The 20,291-nt window shown below is 40.9% G+C and carries 27 protein-coding genes; 19 read left to right on the forward strand and 8 right to left on the reverse strand.

Annotation, left to right across the window (positions count from 1 at the left end; all coding sequences use genetic code 11):
* The first annotated feature begins 86 nt into the window (after positions 1–86).
* The 8 genes from I588_RS00630 (at position 87) to I588_RS00660 (ending at position 4,388) form a co-directional block, all read left to right on the forward strand.
* Complete coding sequence (locus tag I588_RS00630; protein ID WP_010756986.1) at positions 87–875, forward strand: MurR/RpiR family transcriptional regulator; 789 nt, start codon at positions 87–89, stop codon at positions 873–875.
* A 51-nt stretch (positions 876–926) separates the two neighbouring features.
* A complete protein-coding gene (locus tag I588_RS00635) occupies positions 927–1,247 on the forward strand; it encodes a PTS sugar transporter subunit IIB (RefSeq protein ID WP_010756987.1) in 321 nt (106 codons plus the stop codon).
* A gap of 4 nt (positions 1,248–1,251) precedes the next feature.
* Positions 1,252–1,563 (forward strand): PTS lactose/cellobiose transporter subunit IIA, encoded by a 312-nt coding sequence (locus I588_RS00640; protein WP_010756988.1) that lies wholly within the window; start codon positions 1,252–1,254, stop codon positions 1,561–1,563.
* Positions 1,564–1,938: 375 nt separating this feature from the next.
* Positions 1,939–2,511: a TetR/AcrR family transcriptional regulator gene (locus I588_RS00645; RefSeq protein WP_010756989.1), complete on the forward strand. Its 573-nt coding sequence runs from the start codon at positions 1,939–1,941 to the stop codon at positions 2,509–2,511.
* Positions 2,512–2,637: 126 nt separating this feature from the next.
* Entirely contained in the window at positions 2,638–2,976 is a 339-nt protein-coding gene (locus I588_RS26295; RefSeq protein ID WP_010756990.1) for a GNAT family N-acetyltransferase, read from the forward strand.
* A gap of 28 nt (positions 2,977–3,004) precedes the next feature.
* Positions 3,005–3,175, forward strand: coding sequence for a hypothetical protein (locus I588_RS27155; protein WP_010756991.1), 171 nt, complete (start codon positions 3,005–3,007; stop codon positions 3,173–3,175).
* Positions 3,176–3,321: 146 nt separating this feature from the next.
* Positions 3,322–3,915, forward strand: coding sequence for a hypothetical protein (locus I588_RS00655; RefSeq protein ID WP_010756992.1), 594 nt, complete (start codon positions 3,322–3,324; stop codon positions 3,913–3,915).
* Between the two features lie 20 nt (positions 3,916–3,935).
* Positions 3,936–4,388, forward strand: coding sequence for a GNAT family N-acetyltransferase (locus I588_RS00660; protein ID WP_010756993.1), 453 nt, complete (start codon positions 3,936–3,938; stop codon positions 4,386–4,388).
* Between the two features lie 146 nt (positions 4,389–4,534).
* Here the strand turns inward: I588_RS00660 and I588_RS00665 are convergent, their stop codons facing one another.
* A complete protein-coding gene (locus I588_RS00665) occupies positions 4,535–4,729 on the reverse strand; it encodes a hypothetical protein (protein ID WP_010756994.1) in 195 nt (64 codons plus the stop codon).
* Between the two features lie 207 nt (positions 4,730–4,936).
* Here I588_RS00665 and I588_RS00670 point away from each other — a divergent pair, with 207 nt between their 5' ends.
* On the forward strand, positions 4,937–6,082 hold the full coding sequence (locus I588_RS00670; RefSeq protein WP_010756995.1) for a trans-sulfuration enzyme family protein: 1,146 nt from the start codon (positions 4,937–4,939) through the stop codon (positions 6,080–6,082).
* 118 nt (positions 6,083–6,200) lie between these two features.
* On the opposite strand, the gene I588_RS00675 is transcribed toward I588_RS00670, so the two are convergent.
* From I588_RS00675 to I588_RS00690, 4 genes are all read right to left on the reverse strand, one after another.
* Positions 6,201–7,310 carry a hypothetical protein gene (locus tag I588_RS00675; protein ID WP_010756996.1) on the reverse strand — a complete coding sequence of 370 codons (1,110 nt, stop codon included), beginning with the start codon at positions 7,308–7,310 and terminating at the stop codon, positions 6,201–6,203.
* Positions 7,311–7,714: 404 nt separating this feature from the next.
* On the reverse strand, positions 7,715–8,485 hold the full coding sequence (locus tag I588_RS00680; RefSeq protein WP_010756997.1) for an ABC transporter permease: 771 nt from the start codon (positions 8,483–8,485) through the stop codon (positions 7,715–7,717).
* Positions 8,478–9,413, reverse strand: coding sequence for an ABC transporter ATP-binding protein (locus I588_RS00685; protein WP_010756998.1), 936 nt, complete (start codon positions 9,411–9,413; stop codon positions 8,478–8,480). The genes I588_RS00680 and I588_RS00685 overlap by 8 nt, the downstream gene beginning before the upstream one ends.
* A 208-nt stretch (positions 9,414–9,621) precedes the next feature.
* Positions 9,622–9,963, reverse strand: a complete 342-nt coding sequence (locus I588_RS00690; RefSeq protein ID WP_010756999.1) for a hypothetical protein — start codon at positions 9,961–9,963, stop codon at positions 9,622–9,624.
* Positions 9,964–10,259: 296 nt separating this feature from the next.
* On the opposite strand from I588_RS00690, the gene I588_RS00695 reads away from it, so the two are divergent.
* The 6 genes from I588_RS00695 (at position 10,260) to I588_RS00710 (ending at position 13,718) form a co-directional block, all read left to right on the forward strand.
* Entirely contained in the window at positions 10,260–10,448 is a 189-nt protein-coding gene (locus I588_RS00695; protein ID WP_016250026.1) for a hypothetical protein, read from the forward strand.
* Between the two features lie 13 nt (positions 10,449–10,461).
* On the forward strand, positions 10,462–10,614 hold the full coding sequence (locus I588_RS27525; protein ID WP_010757001.1) for a hypothetical protein: 153 nt from the start codon (positions 10,462–10,464) through the stop codon (positions 10,612–10,614).
* Between the two features lie 17 nt (positions 10,615–10,631).
* A complete protein-coding gene (locus I588_RS27530; protein ID WP_010757002.1) occupies positions 10,632–10,781 on the forward strand; it encodes a hypothetical protein in 150 nt (49 codons plus the stop codon).
* Positions 10,782–11,023: 242 nt separating this feature from the next.
* Positions 11,024–11,569, forward strand: coding sequence for a DUF3267 domain-containing protein (locus tag I588_RS00700; protein ID WP_010757003.1), 546 nt, complete (start codon positions 11,024–11,026; stop codon positions 11,567–11,569).
* Between the two features lie 296 nt (positions 11,570–11,865).
* Positions 11,866–12,252, forward strand: a complete 387-nt coding sequence (locus I588_RS00705) for a type II toxin-antitoxin system HicB family antitoxin (RefSeq protein ID WP_010757004.1) — start codon at positions 11,866–11,868, stop codon at positions 12,250–12,252.
* Between the two features lie 482 nt (positions 12,253–12,734).
* Positions 12,735–13,718: an aldo/keto reductase gene (locus I588_RS00710; protein ID WP_010757005.1), complete on the forward strand. Its 984-nt coding sequence runs from the start codon at positions 12,735–12,737 to the stop codon at positions 13,716–13,718.
* A gap of 22 nt (positions 13,719–13,740) precedes the next feature.
* On the opposite strand, the gene I588_RS27160 is transcribed toward I588_RS00710, so the two are convergent.
* Together I588_RS27160 and I588_RS00715 are read right to left on the reverse strand one after the other, a co-directional pair.
* On the reverse strand, positions 13,741–13,986 hold the full coding sequence (locus tag I588_RS27160; RefSeq protein WP_139243967.1) for a hypothetical protein: 246 nt from the start codon (positions 13,984–13,986) through the stop codon (positions 13,741–13,743).
* Positions 13,947–14,381 carry a MerR family transcriptional regulator gene (locus tag I588_RS00715; protein WP_010757006.1) on the reverse strand — a complete coding sequence of 145 codons (435 nt, stop codon included), beginning with the start codon at positions 14,379–14,381 and terminating at the stop codon, positions 13,947–13,949. The genes I588_RS27160 and I588_RS00715 overlap by 40 nt, the downstream gene beginning before the upstream one ends.
* 131 nt (positions 14,382–14,512) lie before the next feature.
* Here I588_RS00715 and I588_RS00720 point away from each other — a divergent pair, with 131 nt between their 5' ends.
* The gene (locus tag I588_RS00720) at positions 14,513–14,920 is read left to right on the forward strand and encodes a hypothetical protein (protein WP_010757007.1); all 408 of its coding nucleotides are present in this window, start codon (positions 14,513–14,515) and stop codon (positions 14,918–14,920) included.
* Positions 14,921–14,959: 39 nt separating this feature from the next.
* On the opposite strand, the gene I588_RS00725 is transcribed toward I588_RS00720, so the two are convergent.
* The gene (locus I588_RS00725; RefSeq protein ID WP_010757008.1) at positions 14,960–15,844 is read right to left on the reverse strand and encodes a MurR/RpiR family transcriptional regulator; all 885 of its coding nucleotides are present in this window, start codon (positions 15,842–15,844) and stop codon (positions 14,960–14,962) included.
* Between the two features lie 221 nt (positions 15,845–16,065).
* On the opposite strand from I588_RS00725, the gene I588_RS00730 reads away from it, so the two are divergent.
* The 3 genes from I588_RS00730 to I588_RS00740 all read left to right on the forward strand — a co-directional run bounded on the left by I588_RS00730 (position 16,066) and on the right by I588_RS00740 (position 20,198).
* A complete protein-coding gene (locus I588_RS00730) occupies positions 16,066–17,922 on the forward strand; it encodes a beta-glucoside-specific PTS transporter subunit IIABC (RefSeq protein WP_010757009.1) in 1,857 nt (618 codons plus the stop codon).
* 17 nt (positions 17,923–17,939) lie between these two features.
* Entirely contained in the window at positions 17,940–19,406 is a 1,467-nt protein-coding gene (locus I588_RS00735) for a 6-phospho-beta-glucosidase (RefSeq protein ID WP_010757010.1), read from the forward strand.
* A 75-nt stretch (positions 19,407–19,481) separates the two neighbouring features.
* On the forward strand, positions 19,482–20,198 hold the full coding sequence (locus I588_RS00740; RefSeq protein WP_010757011.1) for a dihydrofolate reductase family protein: 717 nt from the start codon (positions 19,482–19,484) through the stop codon (positions 20,196–20,198).
* The last annotated feature ends 93 nt before the right edge of the window (positions 20,199–20,291 follow it).

Here is a 20,291-nt window from a genome sequence, read left to right on the forward strand (position 1 = left end):
TCCGATTACAAAAAGATGCTTTTCGGATAATGATCATACTTAAATCAGGGAGTGTGGCAAAACATCCTAAACTGAGGAGTGAGGAAATGATTATTCAGCAGCTGCAAAAGGGCAACACATTTACCCATCAGGAAAAAGCGGTCGTTCAATTCATTTTAGCAAATCCAGCGAGTGTGCTAGATAAGACTGCGAAGGATTTAGCAGCATTAACACTAACCAGCCCGGCAACCATCAATCGTTTGTGTAAGAAGCTGGGCTTCGCCAGCTATCATGAGTTTCAGCTTCAATACGTCAGTGAATATGCTCAAAGCAAGAAAAATGATTGGACTAAACTGGATGTGACAGCTTCAAATATCGAATTATCCACGACGGTCGAGGGGTTGTACCAAGAGACTGTTCGTTATACGCAGGAAATGATCAAAAAAGATTCCTTGAATCGCATCATCAACCGCTTAGTCCATTCAAAAAGAATCGATTTTTATGCGAGTGATATGAACTATTCAAGAGCACAAGGGCTTTGTTTAAAGTTAAGCAGTTTGGGAATCAACACCCAAGTATTTAATACCTATAACGACTTTTACATTGGTACCTTGGAAGATAATGACAGTGTAGCGATCATTATTAGTCATACAGGTAAAAACCCAGTGATGATCAGCGCAGCCACCGAATTACGCCGTAAAAATATTTATACGATCGCTATAACCGGTAATGTAAATCGAAATTTGGACCTATTATGTAACGAAAGTCTCTATATCTATACGGGCACCTACGAGCTGACCTCGTTGCAGTATGGTGTCTCTGTTGATTATTTGTTAGATGTTATATTCACCTGCTTAGTTGCTCGCAAGCGTAAGGATACCTTCAATTATACTTAAGCACGTGAAAAAAGTATCGGTTCATTCATGCAAAAGAAAGGAATTAGAATAATGAAAACAATCATGTTAGTTTGTGCTGCTGGAATGAGTACAAGTCTTTTAGTTACAAAAATGGAGAAAGCTGCGGAAGCGCAAGGTGTGGAAGTGAAAATTTTTGCACTATCTGCTTCAGAAGCTGATCCTGAAATTGAGAAGGGGGAGATCGACGTGATCCTGCTGGGACCTCAAGTTCGTTTCATGTTAAAGCAGTTTGAAGAAAAAGCCGCCCGGATCAATATTCCAGTAGCCGTCATCGATATGAAGGATTACGGTATGATGAATGGAGAACAAGTCTTTGCCGCAGCAAATCAATTGATAGAAAAAGGAGTCTAATTGAATGGAAAATCAAAATTTAGAAGTGATCATGGGCTTGATTGTACATGGCGGCAATGCCAAAAGCTATGCGATGGAGGCTATCCAAGCAGCCAAAGAACAGCAATTCGCCGAGGCCGATAAAAGGATTGTCTTGGCCAAAGAATCTTTGATAGAGGCCCACCATACTCAGACGGACTTGCTGACAGCAGAAGCCTCTGGTGAAAATACAGAAATCTCGTTACTAATGGTTCACAGCCAAGATCATCTAATGACCTCGATTGCCTTTACCGATCTGGCGGAAGAATTGATTGCTATTTATAAGAAGATTGCTTGAGTTTCAAGGTGTGCAGTACTTTGAAAGCTTTAGCAAAAGGAATGTCTTTAATTACTATAGATCAACTGTCGTAAATAAAAATGGAGGTTGAATAATGAATCTAAGAGCTTAACCACTGGTGAGGAAGTTTTATCTTCTCTTGGTACTAGTACTGTCTATAAACAACAGATAATGAAGTAGTAAATCTCATAATGATGAATGTAGTGACCCCATAAGTTAGACTTTTTCGGAGTGGAGAAATCCACTCTATTTTTAGGTGCTTTTATTGATAATTTCTATGCCGATTTTCAAAAGGGAAAAAGGGCATTTCCAACTATAAGCATGGATAAATAACAAGTAATTGACATTAAACGAATGATCATTTAATATAGAATCATGAGAAAGAAAGATTTTACTAAACGCGATAACATCATTCATGCAGCGATGGATTTAATTAATGAACGCGGGTTTTCGGATACCCCGATGTCGCAAATTGCGAAGAAAGCCAACGTTTCAGCGGCGACTATTTATGTCTATTTCGACAATAAAGAAGATCTAATTAACAAGCTGTATTACTACGCTAAGAAAAAAATGCGTGATTATGTGTTGTCTGATTATGATGAAGCTGCACCAATTGAAGACCGCTACAAACAATATCTGAAGAAATTCATTCAATTCTTAATGAACAATCCTCAGGAATTCCTGTTTATCGAACAGTTCCAGAATTCTCCGTTGTTAAATGAAGAAGTGAGTGAGAGTATCTCAGAGCTGTTTCAGCAATTCCATTCAATTTATGATGAGGGCCGACAGGAGAAGGTCTTCAAGAATGTAGATACTGCAGTTATTGCTGGCTTTACCATCAATCCGGCGATGCAATTCGTAAAGGATTATTACGCAGAAACTTTGCCTTTAAACGAGGCGATGATGAACGAAATTATCCAAATGAGCTGGGATGCAGTGAAATACTAGCAAGCAAGAGCACTTCTTGCGGCTAGTCTGATAAATGAATGTACGTTTAATATAGAAGACAAAATTTGTCTTTTCGTCTATAATAAACGAATAAGCATTTAATAATCACAAGATGGGAGGAACGCTATGGTTGCCATTCACATTAGTACACCCTACAGCAAGGAATTCTTCGAGGCGATTAATCTGAGAAAACAACTGCTGGACCGAAAAATCAACTATCGCAAAGAACGCCGCTATGTCACACTCGTTGCTATCCATGACAATACGATGATTGGAACCGCATCGATTCAACTCTTTACCCCCTCGGTGGGCAGAATCAAAGAAATCGCAGTTCTACCCGAATTCGCCGAAAAAGACGTCGAAAGCAAATTAATCCATTTTGCTGAAAAATACCTCACAAATCGCAGTAAATCGAAGTCTATTCTCTTTGGCAAGAAACTTAAGAATTTAAGCAACACTGCTTAATCAAAACCAAAAATCAGGAGGAATGTTAATGAACCAAAACCCCGGCAAATCAATTCAAGAACTAGAGAAAATCAAGATCGAACTAGAAATGAAACGCAACTACTTCGGTGAATTCACCATCAACGTTTTACACAATGATCTCAAAGAACATTACGAAAACTTCAAAGAAGACCTCGATGAAGAGTGCACTCCAGCTTAAAACCTTACCAGCATCAATACCAAAATTTCATAGCTAAAATAAGAGCCTGAAATACGGGCTCTTATTTTTTGTGCTCGGGCGAGTTTGAAAAATCGGCTTTCTAAGAATATTGGAATAGGGTACACTTAGAATGAGGAGGGATCACTATGGCGAAGAAATATTTTGTTCAACGCAACGGTTCATGGCATACCTGGCAGTTCCTGCAGCTTAGACAAAATGATCCCAAGTGGCGCGGAGCCTACCTGGCTGCTAAAAAACAACGGCGCAAGGATGCGGTGATCACGACTGTTGTTAGTGTACTGGTGTTAGCTTTGAGTGCTATTGGTATTTATTTTGTGGTGGAGATTTATGGTAATAAGCAAGCAGTCAATGATACCCTTTTACCCAATGTTTCTAGTTCATCAATCATAAAAGAAAGCCAGTCTATTAGTTCCAGCACTGTCCCCTCAAGTAATGAGGTTTCTACTGAAGAGCCATTGACTCTTAGCAGTGCAGAAGAGCAGGTCATACAGCTTTTCCAGGAGCGGGCCCAAAATGATCCTGAATGGGCGTTTCTAAATAAAGCACCCTATGGACCGATTACTTCTTATGATGAAAATGGAAAAATTGTAGTGGAGGTGCGTCAGGCGTCAGAAGACGATTCTCATGATTCTTGGATTGCCAATTTTGAAGAGGATGAAAATGGTCAACTAATTGAAGTTGATAATGTTTACACGCTAGGACGCACCTATCAAGAATAGCTTAAATAGAGGAGAAACTAATGAAGATCAAACAAATCACAGCGAACAAAAAAGAGTTTATGGACTTATTGCTGTTAGCCGATGAACAAGAAAGTATGATTGACAACTATTTAGAACGGGGCGACATGTTTGCCTTGTATGACGATGACTTAAAAAGTATTTGTGTGGTAACTGACGAAGGAGAAGGCACTTACGAGCTGCAAAGCCTAGCCACTTACGAACAGTTTCAAGGGAATGGATATGGCAAGCAGCTGGTGAGTTATATAGTGGACTATTATAAGGACAAAGGGTCGACTATGCTGGTGGGTACTGGAGATGTTCCCGGGATTTTGACATTTTACGAGAGCTGCGGCTTTGCACCAGCCTATCGTATCGAAAATTTTTTTATCGAGCATTACGATCATCCGATTTTTGAAGAAGGAATTCAGTTAAAGGATAAGGTTTTTCTAACCATGAATTTAGCGGCAAAATAAAAGTGACAGTTTGCGGATAAACCTGCAGACTGTCACTTTTTTTAATCCAAACAGCAACGTGTACTAGTTGGCCTTCCGTGATCGCTTCTTTTTTTCGGATGGCAGCTTTTAGTGGCAGTTGGAAAAAGAAACCTGGAATTAGCTGCTCATTTACCAAAGACTTTGTAAAGGTGTTCTAATTGAGTAATGATGTCGACTTGATTGTGGTATTCAAATTCCAGAAAAGCTTCTTTTTCTACAATATGCGGTTTCGGTGTAATCTGCTGAATGGCATGGGTTGTTTCTACCACCACCGCTTCTTTTGTAATATAGACTTTTCCAGCCGAGTTTTTGAAATACATCAGTTATCCCTCCTTGTATTTAAAAGTACGCAAAAAAGCCTTCTTTATTTTTTTATTTTGCACATTTTTTAGCTCTGAGAATAGGTTAAGCAAGCCATGAGATTCTGCTAAATTCTTCTACACAATCTTAGAAAGCGCTTCCTGTAGTGGTAGAATAAAAGCGTAGATTTTCAAGGTTTTCGAGTATGAACACAGGAGGCAAAGAGAATGAAAGACAATACGAAATTAATCCATGGCTATCCGGTATTTGATGATGAAACTGGGGCATCATCAATCCCGTTGTATCAATGCTCCACTTTTAAACAAGCATCCATTAAAGACAGTCAGCCGTATACCTATTCTCGTTTCGGCAATCCCACTCGTCATGCGTTAGAGGAGGGCATCGCAGCCATTGAGGACGGTCAATTTGCGACAGCTTTTTCTTCAGGAATGGGGGCGATTTCTGCAGTATTATTAAGCTTCAACCAAGGCGATCATCTGGTAATGTGCAAGAGTATTTACGGGGGCACCTTCCAGCTGGTTAATGAAGTGATGAATCGTTTTGGGATTGAAGTTACTTTTGTAGACGAAACGAATTTGCTTGATTGGGAGCAAGCAATTCGTCCCAATACGCGGGCGCTTTATTTAGAAACGCCTTCGAATCCTTTGTTAAGTGTCACTGATATTGCTGGTGTGGTGGCACTTGCAAAAAAACATCAGCTGCAAACGATTATTGACAATACCTTCATGACGCCCTTATTCCAGCAGCCTTTGGAAATGGGTGTGGATGTGGTCATTCACAGTGCAACGAAATTTATCAATGGGCATAGTGATGTAGTGGCTGGTTTAGTCATTACCAACGACGAAAATTGGGCCAAACAACTCGTACTGCAGCAAAAAGTGCTCGGCAGTATTTTGAGTGTGGAAGATTGCTGGCTGATTATGCGTGGTATGAAAACCATGGGCCTAAGAATGGAACAAAGTGCCAAAAGCGCTGAGAAAATCAGTTGGCTTTTGAACGAACATGCTGCTGTCAAAAAGGTTTACTATCCTGGGCTGCCTAGTCATCCTGGCTATGAAGTGCATCGCAAACAAGCCAGCAGCGGAGGCGCGGTTTTGTCCTTCGAACTGGAAAATCAGGCCGCTGTATATGCCTTTGCGGAGGCCTTAAACCTTCCTATTGCGGCAGTTAGTCTTGGCGGAGTCGAGTCCATTCTGTCTTATCCAGTAACCATGAGCCATGCCTGTGTACCGAAGGAAGAACGAGAAAAGCAAGGGGTAACAGAAGGTCTGCTGCGTCTTTCTGTCGGCATTGAAGATACCGAAGATCTGTTGGAAGACTTAAAACAGGCCTTAAATACAATAACTAGCTAGTTAAAGTAGCGGGAGCCAAGCGGTTTCCGCTATTTTTCTGTTAGTGAATCGCCTACGATTTCGTTGAAGCTTCATCGAACGACCGGGCTCGATCAAGCGAATCCCCCAAAATCCACCCTTACTTTCGTTTTTTCCCACGACGGTTAATTTGATTGAGCAAACCGCTTCTATTTCGCTGCTGATTCTTTCGTTGAAGCAGCTGCTGCATACGTTCCTTGTTCGTCAGAGGCTTATCAACTGGGATGTCTGGTTCTTCGTTAGGCTGGCTGTTTATCTCCTGATAGACTTCCAGCATGGACTTGCCATGTATCAGTGCTAACTTCGCCAGCTCATTCAGCTCATCTGGTGACAGTGTGCCAGGATCAAAGCCCGCCATCAAAAAATCTTTGACGGCCTGGAGGGTTTCCTGATCATTCTCTGCGGCCGCTTTGTTAAGGACTGCTGCTACATTCTCATGGGTTATTTCTTCTGCCTCTGTAGTCGGAGTATCTTCACTTAGCGGATTCACTTGATTTTCAGTTATTGTGTTTATTAATGTCTGAATGGGCACTAACTGAATGTTTTTGGCTTGCAGGGCACTTGCTTCTTCTTCATTTCGAGTATCGTAGCTAGGGTGGTAAACGAGAAAATCAGCATAAATCGGCGTAGCAAATTTGCGGACACCCTCCTTATGAAAAATCGTCAAGGTGCTAAGAATAGACATCAGGTGGAAGTGTTCCTCTTTGGTTATGTCGGGATTGACATTGCTTAAATTCCAGCTATGACGCTTGTCGGCTTCGTCTTTAAAATAGGAGATCATATTGGTTTTCTTTTTCGTTGGTCGTTCACCGGAAATAAAATGAGGCCGCAGCATTTCGAGACTCGCTTGCATATCCTTAGTCACTTGCTGGAAAGTTTGTTGGTGGCCAAAAAGACGGGTAATGACGGTTTGCCACTCGTCATTTGAAAAATAGTCACGAAAATAAAGGCAAGAAAAGGGCATCGAACGGATGGCATCATCGGTTAGAAAGATTGATCGGATTAACTCCTTGGCAACAAATGAAAAATCAGCTGCCGATAAACTATTTCGTACAAGAAGCGAAATAGCGCATTCAATAATATATTTACTATCGCGACTAATCTTAAAAAAATCGTTCATTCGTTTCTCAAGTGAGCTGCGCTTCATGGAGAAAAGTTGACGTTGACCAAGCTGGATTGTTTTTTCCTGAGCTGCTGTTTTGACTACCATGTTCTAAACCCCTCATTTCGTTTTTCTTGGATACTTTTTCAAACTATTTGATAAACTGGTATTTTTCTCTTTTTTATAATATAACTAGCTTTATTGAATATTCAAGCGGATTCATTAAAAAAATTTTTTCAAAAAGCGACCTTTTTTTGGTCGGAATTTGAAAAATAATAGTAAATGAGCGAGTTTATTTCTTTTTGAGAGGTCGATTTTTGCGTTCTTTAATTAGAAATTTCAGATTTTTTAGGAGTGAATGGATCGTTGAATCAAGGGCAAATCGGGTGAGAGGTTGTGAGAAGAACATGTGCTTTTTTGGTTATTTATATTTTCTGTTTTAGTCGTCAAATTCTTGTTTTTGTCTGCAGCAAAAAAAGACTCCTTGAAATGAATTTCAAGGAGTTCGTCGGTTAACTTCTCAATCCGCGTCCGCGTTCGATTAAGCGCCAGCAGATAGCATAAAGTACAACAATAAACAGAATTAAAATGGAGACTGAGATCACGATAGGCACATCCATTACACCTAGGAACCCATAGCGGAACCCGGAAATCATGTAAACAATCGGATTGACCTTGGAAACGGCCTGCCAAAATGGCGGCAACATCGAGATAGCGTAGAAAACACCACCTAAATAGGTCAAAGGCTGCAGTACAAAGGTTGGCACAATCGAAACATCATCAAAAGATTGGGCGAAGATACCATTTAGCAAGCCAGCTAATGAGAACAAAATAGCCGTCATCAGCAAGGTCATGATAATAATCAGCCAAGAGTGTACATGTAATGGGACAAAAAATAGTGAAATGATTGTGACCAGCGCGCTAACCATGATACTGCGTCCCAAGCCGCCAATAACGAAGCCCCAAATAATGATGTGAGTAGGGACTGGAGCCACTAATAATTCCTCAATGTTTTTCTGGAATTTCTGTGAGAAAAAGGAAGAGGAAACATTGGAATAAGAGCTGGTAATCGCCGACATCATAATCAGACCAGGTACAATAAATTCCATATAAGAAAAGCCGGCCATATCGCCGATTCTTCCACCAATCAAATTCCCAAAAATAATAAAATACAAGGATGTAGTAATGACTGGCGGTACCAAGGTTTGGACCCAGATTCGCAGATAACGGTTGGTTTCTTTAACCGCCAGACTTTTTAAAGCTGTAAGGTATAGACTAAGCATTGACTTCCTCCGTGTGACGTTTTTCTTCAGTGAGCTTCAAGAACAGTTCTTCCAAACGATTGGATTTGTTCCGCATGGAAAGCACCTTGACACCTTGAGCGCTTAGCTGCTGGAACACATCATTGATCCCTTGGTTGCGTTCCACTTCGACTTCCAACGTTTGTTCATCGTCCATTTGGTAGTTGTAGCCGTTAATCACCGGTGCTTGCGCCACTGGCTCTAAATCAAAGATGAAGGTCTCAAACTGTAATTTTGCCAGCAGTGATTTCATGCTGGTGTTTTCAATCAGCTCGCCGGATTGAATAATCCCAATGTTGCGGCACAGCATTTCGGCTTCTTCCAAATAGTGAGTCGTTAGGATAATAGTCGTCCCGCTATTGTTCAAATTCCGTAGAAACTCCCACATTTCCCGTCGCAGCTCAATGTCCACTCCGGCAGTTGGTTCATCCAGAATTAATAATTTTGGTTCATGCATCAAGGCCCGGGCAATCATCAAACGGCGTTTCATCCCGCCAGAAAGCATGCGGGCACGAACATTGCGCTTTTCCCATAGGTTCGATTGCTTCAAATATTTCTCGCTGCGTTTTAACGCCTCTTTTCGAGAAACACCATAATAGCCTGCTTGATTCACCACGATTTGCTGGACGGTTTCGAAGGGATTAAAGTTAAATTCCTGCGGCACCAATCCGATTTGCTGCTTGGCGATAACTAGGTCTTTGTCGATATCGTAGCCGAAAACCTTCACCTGACCAGAGGTTTTATTGACTAAAGAGGTGATGATACCAATCGTTGTGGATTTCCCCGCGCCGTTTGGTCCTAATAAGGCATAAAAGTCGCCTTCCTCAACTGCCAAGTCAATTCCCCGCAGCGCCGTGACGCCGGAGCCATAGACTTTTTTCAGTTGATTAATTTCTAGTGCATAAGTCATTTATATAGTAACTCCTTCATATGATATAATTCCTTATTCTATCACTAATTCTCGCAGGAACAAGCCCGAAGAGTCTGAAAATGAGAAGAATGCTATAAAAAAGAAAAAATAGACTTATTGATCTTCTTTTAAGTGTGTTTGCAAAAAAAGATAGATATCGTTGAAAAAAATACCAACGATATCTATCTTTATTTTTTTAATTCAAACGCTAAGTTGAAGCTGTTTCCAAGAAGGGCATCAGGTATTCCTTAATATCTTGGACCTTTCCCATGTAAAGATCTTGGAAGGGGATGGCAATTCCTTTGTCAGTGATTTCATCATTCAAACGTTTGGCATCTAGACTGTTGAAGAGAATCAAATCAGCTTCAGGAATTTCATTACTGGCAGGGTTGTAACTTATAAACTCCAACTCAATCTCCGGCTGCAAAGCTGCCTTCATTTCGGCCTGGAATTTTTTACCATGACCTCCTCTAACCCCAGGAGTGCCAAAACCAAAGGGCGCACTAGTATCATACACATTGATGGAATAAATCCACACGATTTTTCTCATAATATCCTCCTTTTAACGTGCAGTATCCATTAAGTTCACTATATCACAAAACTTGTAAGAAAATAGTTCATCCGATATTTTTTTGTCATGTAACAAGTGTTTCAAGCGAAATTATTCCTCAGTAAATAAATTGTCCTTTGAAATTTCTTTGAAAATTGATTAATAGATCACTTACTTAAGTGCATCAAAAAAGAAATGACCAATTGAGGCGCGAAATGAACCATTTAGGAAATAAATGCCCGATTCCGCTGATAAATGATTATACTAGGTTTAACAGAAAAGAGGAGGAAAAGAGTATGACTGTAGAAAAAAGAAGACAACTCATTGCTGCAATTTGGTCGTTCTGTGCTATTGCATCCGCAACGGTTTCAATCATTTTCAACAATGCAGGAATGGTCAGTTTTGTTTTGGCGGTTATTGGGGTATTTTTCTTACTGCTTAGTTTGCTTCAAGAACTGGTTCTATATAAAATGAGAAAAAAATAGAGGAGGAACAAGTATGAAATTCAAGTATATTGTTATTTACTCAATTAAGGACTTCAACAAGAACAAAGAGAAAGATGGACATTTGCCACATGATGGTGTGGTTATCAATACAATGATTAGCGCCACCACAGGCTTGAATTGTGTAGCCGTAGGATTTGAAAAGTAAAAGGCGAGAGGCAAGCAATGGATCAAACTACTAAAACAGGAATCGGCATTGGCAACATTCTAGCTTTCATACTGTCTTATCGTAAATGGCATAGTTTTTTATTGGCACTTTTTCATGGTATGCTTGGTTGGTGGTATGTGATTTATTATGCATTTGTTTATGCTTGAGTCAGCGTTTGAGTTAACTTGAGATAGCTTAAGAAAATGGACAATTATCGCTGTTATTAATCAGTTTCTTTAGCTTAGACACGTCAAGTCTGGTCAGAAAGATCATCCTCACAGATGTTTCAAAAAACTGGATTAAACGATTCAGTTTTTTTCCTGTTTTCAATGTTGCTGCGACTTTAACGGAAACCTTGATAAATGACCTGTTTCTGATTGGCTATTCTATTATACGAGGGGGAAGAATGATGAAGCTGATCCGATCAATTGATCTTTTGAATGATAAGAAGCGTCTTTTACATTTGAATATCCTATCTATTTTTCTGATAGTTCTATTTTTCCTATTTTTTATAGGAGTGACTATCCTCTTTCCAGTTAGTGAGACTCCGACAAATTTTTCAGTGGAAAGGATTTTATTGCTCGGTATAGGACTGATTCTATTAATTGTCATTCACGAATTAATTCACGGGGTGTTCTTCCGAGTCTTTTCGCCAAAAGGTAAAGTGAAGTTTGGCTTTGATATCAAGAAGGGGGTAGCCTACGCTGCCTCACCAGGGTCGAAATACTCTCGTGGGCAGTTCGCCTGGATCTCGTTGGCACCATTTCTATTGATTACTTTGGGCCTGACGATTGCTTATTTCAGCGGTGCCTTATTAGCAGGAGTCTATATTTTTTTAGCAACGCTTCACGGGGCCGCATGTGTAGGAGATTTTTATTGGATTTATTTATTGCTCCAGTCTCCTAAAGGAAGTTTAGTGGAGGATACGGAAGTGGGAATAAATTTTTATCACTAAACAGCAGACGAATAATTTCGTTTGCTGTTTTTTGCGTATATATATTATGGAAGGGCAAAAGAGGTAAAAGAGAACTAGCAGCCTCTTTTGACAATACGCCTAGTGCGCATCATAATTTATTGAAGAAGATGCAGGGGAATGCCTTTGACTATCAAGTAGGCAAGGGATCTCACAGAAAATTTGTTCGAAAAGGGTATCCAAGACCAGTAATTCTAACAAAGCATGGAAAAGAGTTGTCCAGAGTTGTAGCAGCTTCAGTACTCAAGGCTATTAATACAAAAAAATGAGGTGTAATGATGAACAAAGTCTATCCAGCAATTTTTGAACAAGATACGGTTGGTTTCGGAATTTATTTTCCGGATGTGGAGGGGGCAGTTACTCAAGCCGAGTCAATACCAGAAGGATTAGTGATGGCGGCGGATGCTTTGGGAATAATGCTAGCGGATCTAATCGAAAAAGACTGCCCTTTACCAGCTCCAACGCCGATTAACGAGATTACTGTTGATAAGCAAACACAATTCGTAACCTTAGTGGCGGTCAATTTGGCCGATTACTTAAAAGAAAGTCAGTTGGACAAGAAAAATGTCAGTATCCCCCATTGGCTGAATGTACGCGCCGAAAAAGCCGGCGTCAATTTCTCTAAAACCTTAATAGAAGCATTGATGGATAAGCTGGAGGTATAGGCTGCGAAAAAAGCCCTCATGCTCTCCTATAAAATATCAGAACAAAAGAATTATTTTAGTGAGAAGCTGAAGATTAAATCAACTGCCACTTAGGTGGGAAATCTAAGATACATTACGAAAATGCAGTTAAGAAGCAGTTGACCATTAGTGAAGCAGGATCAGGCTAGAATAATAAGTTTCAGAAACTTCCCATTAGAAGAAATTGGCTTCTCGCACATTCATTTTTATGGTGCAAACTTTGATACCATCAGTTGTCTAAGGAAAATTTTTATTACGTATAACTGCATGGAGGCAGTCATAAAAGGACTATGGGCTTGGTTAAGGATAATTATGCCATAATCGAGCTTTTTTGCGCAGTCAATTCATTTTCCGTTATCAAACACCACCTAAATCTGCAAAAAAAATCAATTTAGCCAACTTTCCTCTTGCCTTGGAGTTCGGTCTAGGGCTTATACTCTGTTTATCAGTTAGGAGGAAATGGAATGAAGACACGAAGATTAGGTACAAGTAATTTAGAAGTTTCAGAAATTGGTTTAGGGGCAATGGGAATGAGTTATGCATACGGTGCAGTTCCTGACAAGAAGAAAATGATAAAGGTGCTGCAGGAAGCGGTCGAACTTGGGGAACATTTCATTGATACCGCAGAAGTTTATGGTCCGTTTACTAATGAAGAGTTGATTGCAGAAGCGTTGGCTCCCTATAAAAAGGATGTAGTTATCGCTACAAAAGTTGGTATAAAAATAATTGATGGGAAACAGGTAGTGGATGGCCGGCCTGAGGTAATAGAAAAATCGGTAGAGGGCTCCTTGAAAAGATTGAAGCGGGAGGCAATCGATTTGTATTATCTGCATCGTGTTGATCCCAATACGCCGATTGAAGAGGTAGCCTTGACCATGCAAAAGCTGATCAAAGCTGGGAAAATCAAACATTGGGGGCTGTCCGAAGCGGGAGTGCAAACGATTCGTAAAGCACATGCAATTGAACCATTGACGGCGGTGGAGAGCGAATACTCTTTGTGGACCCGTGAACCAGAAGAAGAACTACTGCCAACCTTGGAAGAGCTGGGCATCGGTTTTGTTCCATTCAGTCCGTTAGGCAAAGGCTTTTTGACCGGCAGCTTAGATGTCACGACGGAATTTGATGCTGGAGACAGTCGTCGTAGTTTGCCTCGATTCCAAAAAGATGCAATGGAAGCCAACATGCAGCTAGTCAATCTGGTTAAGCAGGTTGCTGAGAAAAAACAAGCTACCCCTGCACAAATCGCTTTAGCCTGGATCTTGGCGCAGAAACCGTGGATTGTTCCTATTCCCGGAACAACTAAGATTGAACGAGTAAAAGAAAACATGGGGGCAGCCAGCATCCAGTTTAGCGAAAAGGAATTGCAGGAATTGACAGCTGCCGCAAACCAAATTCAAATTGTTGGCCATCGTTATACGCCTGAGCTGGCAAAACGCGTCGGTTTGTAGAGCGAGGGATGGAATAGTAAATTCAAAAACCAGAAGCAGCATTTAAGTTTAGGCTGTTTCTGGTTTTTTGTTCGCTGCAGCTTAATAAAAAAAGTCCTCCAGGCTTGAACCTGGAGGCATGAAAATAAGTTTGCTTCTTTCCAAATAATCCAAAAGCTTTCTTCGTAGAATCATCAACAGTAGTTGCCATACGTTTAGCGGCAACACATCTAGGTGAAGGATTTCCTACTATTGGTTGGTATTGCTTTTGAAGTGCTCCATCTTCCATAATTCTTCTACTTGATCATCAGGTATCCCGTTATTGTTGAACTTAGCGATATGGGCATCAAAGGTATCAATTTTATAGGCCAATAAGTCTCGTGTTTTATGCAGTTCACTGAGCTTCTGCTCCAGTTCAGATAACTGACTTTGCAGGATTTCCTTTTGAGCCAGACGTTCATCACCATCAACCTGTGACAGGGCTGCATATTCTACCAATGATTCAATCGACACTCCCGCATTGCGCAGACTCTTAGCTAGGAATACCCAGTTAAGATCACGCGTGGTAAATACGCGATACCCTCTTTTATCTCTCGTAATGGGTGGAACTACTCCGATTTTCTCGTAATAGCGAATGGTATCTACTGTCAGGTCAAACATATCTGCTACTTCTTTAATGTTCATTTGATGGACCTCCTTTCTAATAGTATAAGACATGGAGTCAACTCCAAGGCAAGTAAAAGTTCATAAATTTCTTGCTTTGGAGTGAACTTCACAGGTTATACTAGGGGGGAGTCAAGGGAGGAGGAAGCAGAATGAAGGATCATTCTTGGCAGCTAGAAAATGGGCAGCTCTATTTTCAACTAGGGGATACCGTGAATGAAGTAACACTCGTGCCTGCTTTTTTTGAAGAAAAGCTGATTGCTGGTTGTTTAAGGCAGCCATTTTTATTCAGACGAGATCCGTCTAAAAGCTACTATTTTTCTGATTCCTTGCAGTTAGTTATTGAGGCTGATTGCTGCGGCTATTCAGCGGTGGGCGATATTTGCTACTTCCCTGACTGGCAGCTTTTGGGAATTACCCTAAGAGAGGAAGAGTTTACCTTAGGAATTCCACGATACAAAATTGGAAAAATAAAGGGTAATTTACACTTGATCCAATCGTTATCAGCGATAGAGGAAGGGATTTTGTTTTGGCAGGGTCAGTTGAAGTTAAAAAAATGAATGCACGGCGTGAGCAACTAAACGTCGTGCATTCATTTTTTATTCCTTCAGTTCTGTTTGCCGAATGATTCGAGTTTCTTCAAGGTTCATGGAATTATTGACCTTAAATTGATAGTTTCTAATATACTCCTTTGAAAACAGTCCAGCGTAAAGAACGTTTAATAAAAACAGAATCGATTCTTCGGTGGAAAAGTTGCTAATTTTTTTATAAAGTCTTTCTCGCGAAGATATACTGAGAATTGTTTCGATTTCGCGGCGAATGTAATTTCCACCATCACTGGTTATCCCAATCAGCTGTACTCCTTGCTTCTTCATTTGGGGAATAAAGCGCATGGGTTCGCGAGAAACATCATTACCAGAGTAGGAAATAATAATTGCGGTGTCTGCTTTGGTCAAGCCACTTGCTGTCAAACCAATTTCACCGCTTTGAATTACTTCAACGGAGCGTCCGATGGTAGCCATTTTTCTACGGAAGATATCTCCCAGCAGATTGTTGGGACTCACTCCTAAAATGACGATTCTGCGAGAATTGTTTAACATGGCGACCGCTTTTTCCAAGCTGGAGACATCCATGCGATCAGCAGTATCCTGAATGCTTTCCATCTGGACGGTAGCGATATTTTTGATAATTTCCTGGTAGCTGTGCTCCGTCGTAAAAGGAATGTTGGGATCAATCTCAGAATAATGGGTTTGTTCATAGCGAATATCTTCAATCAGTTTGTTTAAAAAATCCTTCCAACCATTAAAGCCTAGTGCTTTGCCAAAGCGAACCAAGGCGGACTTAGAAGAGTAAGTTTTTTCGGCTACTTGGTTAATTGAGTATTTGTGAATCTCGAATTTATTTTCCAAAATAAATTCAGCGATTTCACGTTTGGTATTATTTTGGCTGACAGTGAATTCTTCAATTCGTTGTAGTAGTTCCATAAGGCTTATTCCTTTCGTGTTGTATCAATAGTATAAACTAGCAGTTGAAAAACTCAACCTGGGTTGTTAGAAGTTTCAGCTAGTTTCGCAAAAGTGACCGCTTCACCCAAAAAAAGTGAAACTAAGTACCAAACTATCGTCAAAAGATTGAAAGCGTGTGCACCTGCCGATATAGTAAGTGTATCAAAGTGCGCTGAGAAAATGAAAGGGGAAAAGAGTGAATGAGTAAAAAATATACTAAGCTTGCCAACAGCATTGTTCAGCTGGTAGGTGGAAAAGAGAATATACGCAACTTGATTCATTGTCAGACTCGTCTGCGGTTTGACTTAGCAGATGAATCGAAGGTGGATACAAAAGCTTTACAGCAATTGGATGGTGTCGCAGGTGTGATAAGCAGCGGTGGTCAATTTCAAGTAGTGATAGGCACCCATGTAGCTGAGGTTTATGAAGAGGTAGTACCATTATTAGCTGCTATCGATCAGACCGCCGACCACAGTGAAGGGAAAAACAAGAACTTTTTGAGCTTAGCGATTGAATTTATTTCGACTTCATTTAGTCCAATTATTCCTGCTATGAGCGGTGCCGGAATGATTAAAGCGTTATTAGCCCTACTCGTTTTATTCAAGGTTGTCTCGAATGAAAGTCAAACCTATTACATTGTTAATTTTATGGCTGATGCTGTCTTTTATTTTTTGCCCTTTTTCTTAGCCAATACGGCAGCTAGAAAGCTTAAATGTAATCCCTATCTAGCGATGGCTTTAGCAGGAGTCCTTTTGCATCCAAACTTTACAGCACTTGTTGCGGAAGGAAATGCGGTTCAGCTGTTCGCAATGCCGGTTCGCTTGGTGGGGTATGGCGCTAGTGTAATTCCGATTATGTTGATTGTTATTGTTCAATCCTTTATTGAGAAGTTTTTCAATCGGATTATTCCCAATGCCGTGAAAATTGTATTTGTTCCGATGCTGACAATTCTAATTACAGGTGTCATTGCTCTAGTGGCAGTAGGACCATTAGGCTCTTATGTAGGTGAGTTCATCGCAGCTGGTTTCAATGGAATTCGTGCGGTAGCACCTTGGGCACCAGCAGTTATTGTGGGGACGCTGCTGCCAATTATGGTGATGTTCGGGATCCATACCAGTATTGGACCATTGGATGTATTGCAGCTGACCTCTGTCGGCTATGCCAATATTTTTGGGCCGGGAGCGATGGTTTCAAATATTGCTACTGGTGTTGCGGCGTTAGTTGCCAGCACCAGAACCAAGGATCAAAAAGAAAAACAGGTGGCTACTTCTGGTGGGATTACTGCTTTGATGGGAATTACTGAGCCAGCACTATACGGTGTAGCTTTACCTAAAAAATATCCATTAATTGCGACGATGATCGGTGGTGGTTTAGGTGGATTATATGCTGGGTTAAGTGGGGCCTCACGTTTTGCTACAGGGTCTTCAGGCTTGCCAGCTATCCCGCTGTATATTGGTGAGGATATTTCCAACGTTATAAATATTCTTATCGCAATTGCGATTACGATGGTTACTACGGCTGTCGCTACCTATTTCTTGAGTTTACGTTTCGAAAAGCAGGATAACAAAGCTGAAAAAACGTCTGAATCAGTAATTGCAGTAGATTCAATTGCCATTAACAGTCCAATCAATGGCGAAATGCTGGAGCTGTCTCAGGTTCAGGATGAAGCCTTTGCTTCAGGAATGCTGGGGCAGGGTGTTGCCTTTGAACCGAGTGAAGGAAAAATAGTTGCGCCTTTCAATGGTGAAGTAGTCACTCTCTTTCCAACTAAACACGCGATTGGCTTAGTGAGTGAGAATGGCGTTGAGCTTTTGATTCATGTTGGTTTAAATACTGTCGAGCTGAATGGGAAATATTTTGAGGCTCATGTTAGTCAAGGGGACAAGGTAATTCAAGGACAAACACTGCTTACCTTTGATTTAGCTAAACTGAAAGAAGCAGGTTATGTGACTCAAACACCGGTTATCGTAACGAATACGGCGAATTACAAAGAAGTTAAACACGATTCTTTCGGCATCAAAAACAATCAAAATACGATGTTAACAATTCAGGTATAAGTGAGGAGAAAACAACTATGGCATTACCAGATAATTTTTTATGGGGCGGTGCAACAGCCGCCAATCAAACAGAAGGCGGTGCTTTAGCTGGTGGCAGAGGTTTGGCCAACATTGACATGATGCCTTGCGGACCGGATCGCAAAAAGGTCGCAGCTGGTACAATGGAGATGCTTGAATGGCAGGAAGATTATTATTATCCTGCTAAGGAAGCAATTGATATGTACAATCATTACATGGAAGATATTCAGCTTTTTGCGGAAATGGGCTTTAAAGTTTATCGTATGTCGTTGTCTTGGTCACGTATTTTTCCTAATGGAGACGACGAGCAGCCGAATGAAGAAGGCTTGGCTTTTTATGAAGCTATTTTTAAGGAGCTGCGTAAGCATGGGATCGAACCGCTGGTCACTATTGCTCATTTTGATGTTCCGCTAAACCTGATTAAGAATTACGGTTCTTGGCGGAATCGTCAGCTGATCGATCTTTATGCTCGTTATGCACGAACCGTTTTAACGCGCTACAAAGGCTTAGTCAACTATTGGCTAACGATTAATGAAATTAATATCCTGCTGCACCAGCCGTTTGTTGGTGGTGGGATTGTATTTCAAGAAGGAGAAAATCACGAGGAAGTAAAATACCAAGCGGCACATCATCAATTAGTAGCTAGTGCCTTGGCTACCCAAATTGCTCACGAGATCGATCCTAAAAATCAGGTGGGCTGTATGTTGGCTGGCGGCAACAATTATCCTTATACCTGCCGTCCTGAGGATTATCAAGAGGCAATCAACCGAGATCGCGAAGGGTACTTCTTCATTGATGTGCAAGCCAGAGGGAAATATCCGAATTATGCGCTGAAAAGGTTTGAACGGGAAAACTTGAATATTGTGATGACGGAGGAAGATTTGGATATTCTAGCTTCCGCACCAGTTGACTTTGTCTCGTTTTCTTACTATTCTTCGCGAACTGTCAGTGCCCATCCCGAGGATTATGAGCATACCACCGGCAATATTTTTGGCACAATTAAAAATCCTCATTTGCCTTCAACGGAATGGGGTTGGCAAATTGATCCTTTAGGTTTACGAAATTCCTTGAATCAAATGTACGATCGGTATCAAAAACCATTGTTTATTGTGGAAAACGGACTAGGTGCGGTGGATGTCCCGGATAGCGAAGGTTTTATTGACGACGAGTATCGAATTGATTATATTCGACAGCACATTCAAGCGTTTAAGGATGCTGTCGAAATTGATGGAATTGAATTGTTGGGCTACACTACCTGGGGGTGTGTCGACTTAATTGCAGCCAGTACTGGACAAATGAGTAAACGCTACGGCTTTATCCATGTTGACCGAGATGACGAGGGTAACGGGACAATGGCACGAACCAAGAAAAAATCCTTCTATTGGTACCAGCAGGTGATTGCATCCAACGGTGAGGACTTAAGCAGTCGTAACCTGCCGATTCCAGTTAAAACAGCTGTAGAATAATTGTAAGAACATCTCTATTGCTCATGATAGAGGTGTTCTTCTGCTCATTTAGTATAAAAGAAAGTAGGAATTCAAATGGAGAGACCTTATATTGTGTGTCACATGCTTACGTCGTTGAATGGAAAAATCAGCGGTCCGTTTATGAATACTGCAGGTGCTGAAGTTGCCAGCAATGTATATGAGACCACTAACACGCGGTATCACAGCCAGGCTTGGTTATGTGGCCGGGTCACGATGGAAGAAAATTTTACAAACTACCAGAAACCAGTTTTAAAACCAGTTGATCACCCAGTATCAAAGGAAGACTTTATTGCAGAGAAACAAGCAGCAATGTACATTGTTTCGGCTGATCCATCTGGCAAAGTAGGCTGGACTAAGAACTATGTCGATTATGTCAAACGACCGAGAGCACATATTATTGAAGTTTTGACAGAAAGAGTCAGTGATGCTTACCTTGTTTTTCTTCGTGAGAAAAGAATTTCTTATATTTTTGCGGGTAAAGAAACGATTGATTGCCGTTTGGCGGCTGAGAAATTATTTAAGCTGTTTCGGATTAAAACCTTGATGGTATCAGGTGGGGGAGTTGTTAATTGGTCTTTTCTGCAGGAAGGGATCGTTGACGAAGTGAGCGTGGTAGTAGCGCCGGTTACAGATGGTGAAAAGGAGACCCATACTATTTTTGAGCGTGGAACGAATCTAGCAGCGATTACGCCAGTCGACTTTAAGCTGAAAGCTGCTGAGGTAATGAGCGATGATGTTCTTTGGCTGAGATACCATCCTAAGTCTTTCTAAAGCAATTACTAACGTTTCGTTAAAAAAAACTTCACACACTCCTTGTAATTAGCCAGTATAATGAGGTCACAATGCTTTAGGCAAGGGGGTCAG

Source organism: Enterococcus pallens ATCC BAA-351 (genome assembly GCF_000407485.1).
Classification (GTDB): domain Bacteria; phylum Bacillota; class Bacilli; order Lactobacillales; family Enterococcaceae; genus Enterococcus_A; species Enterococcus_A pallens.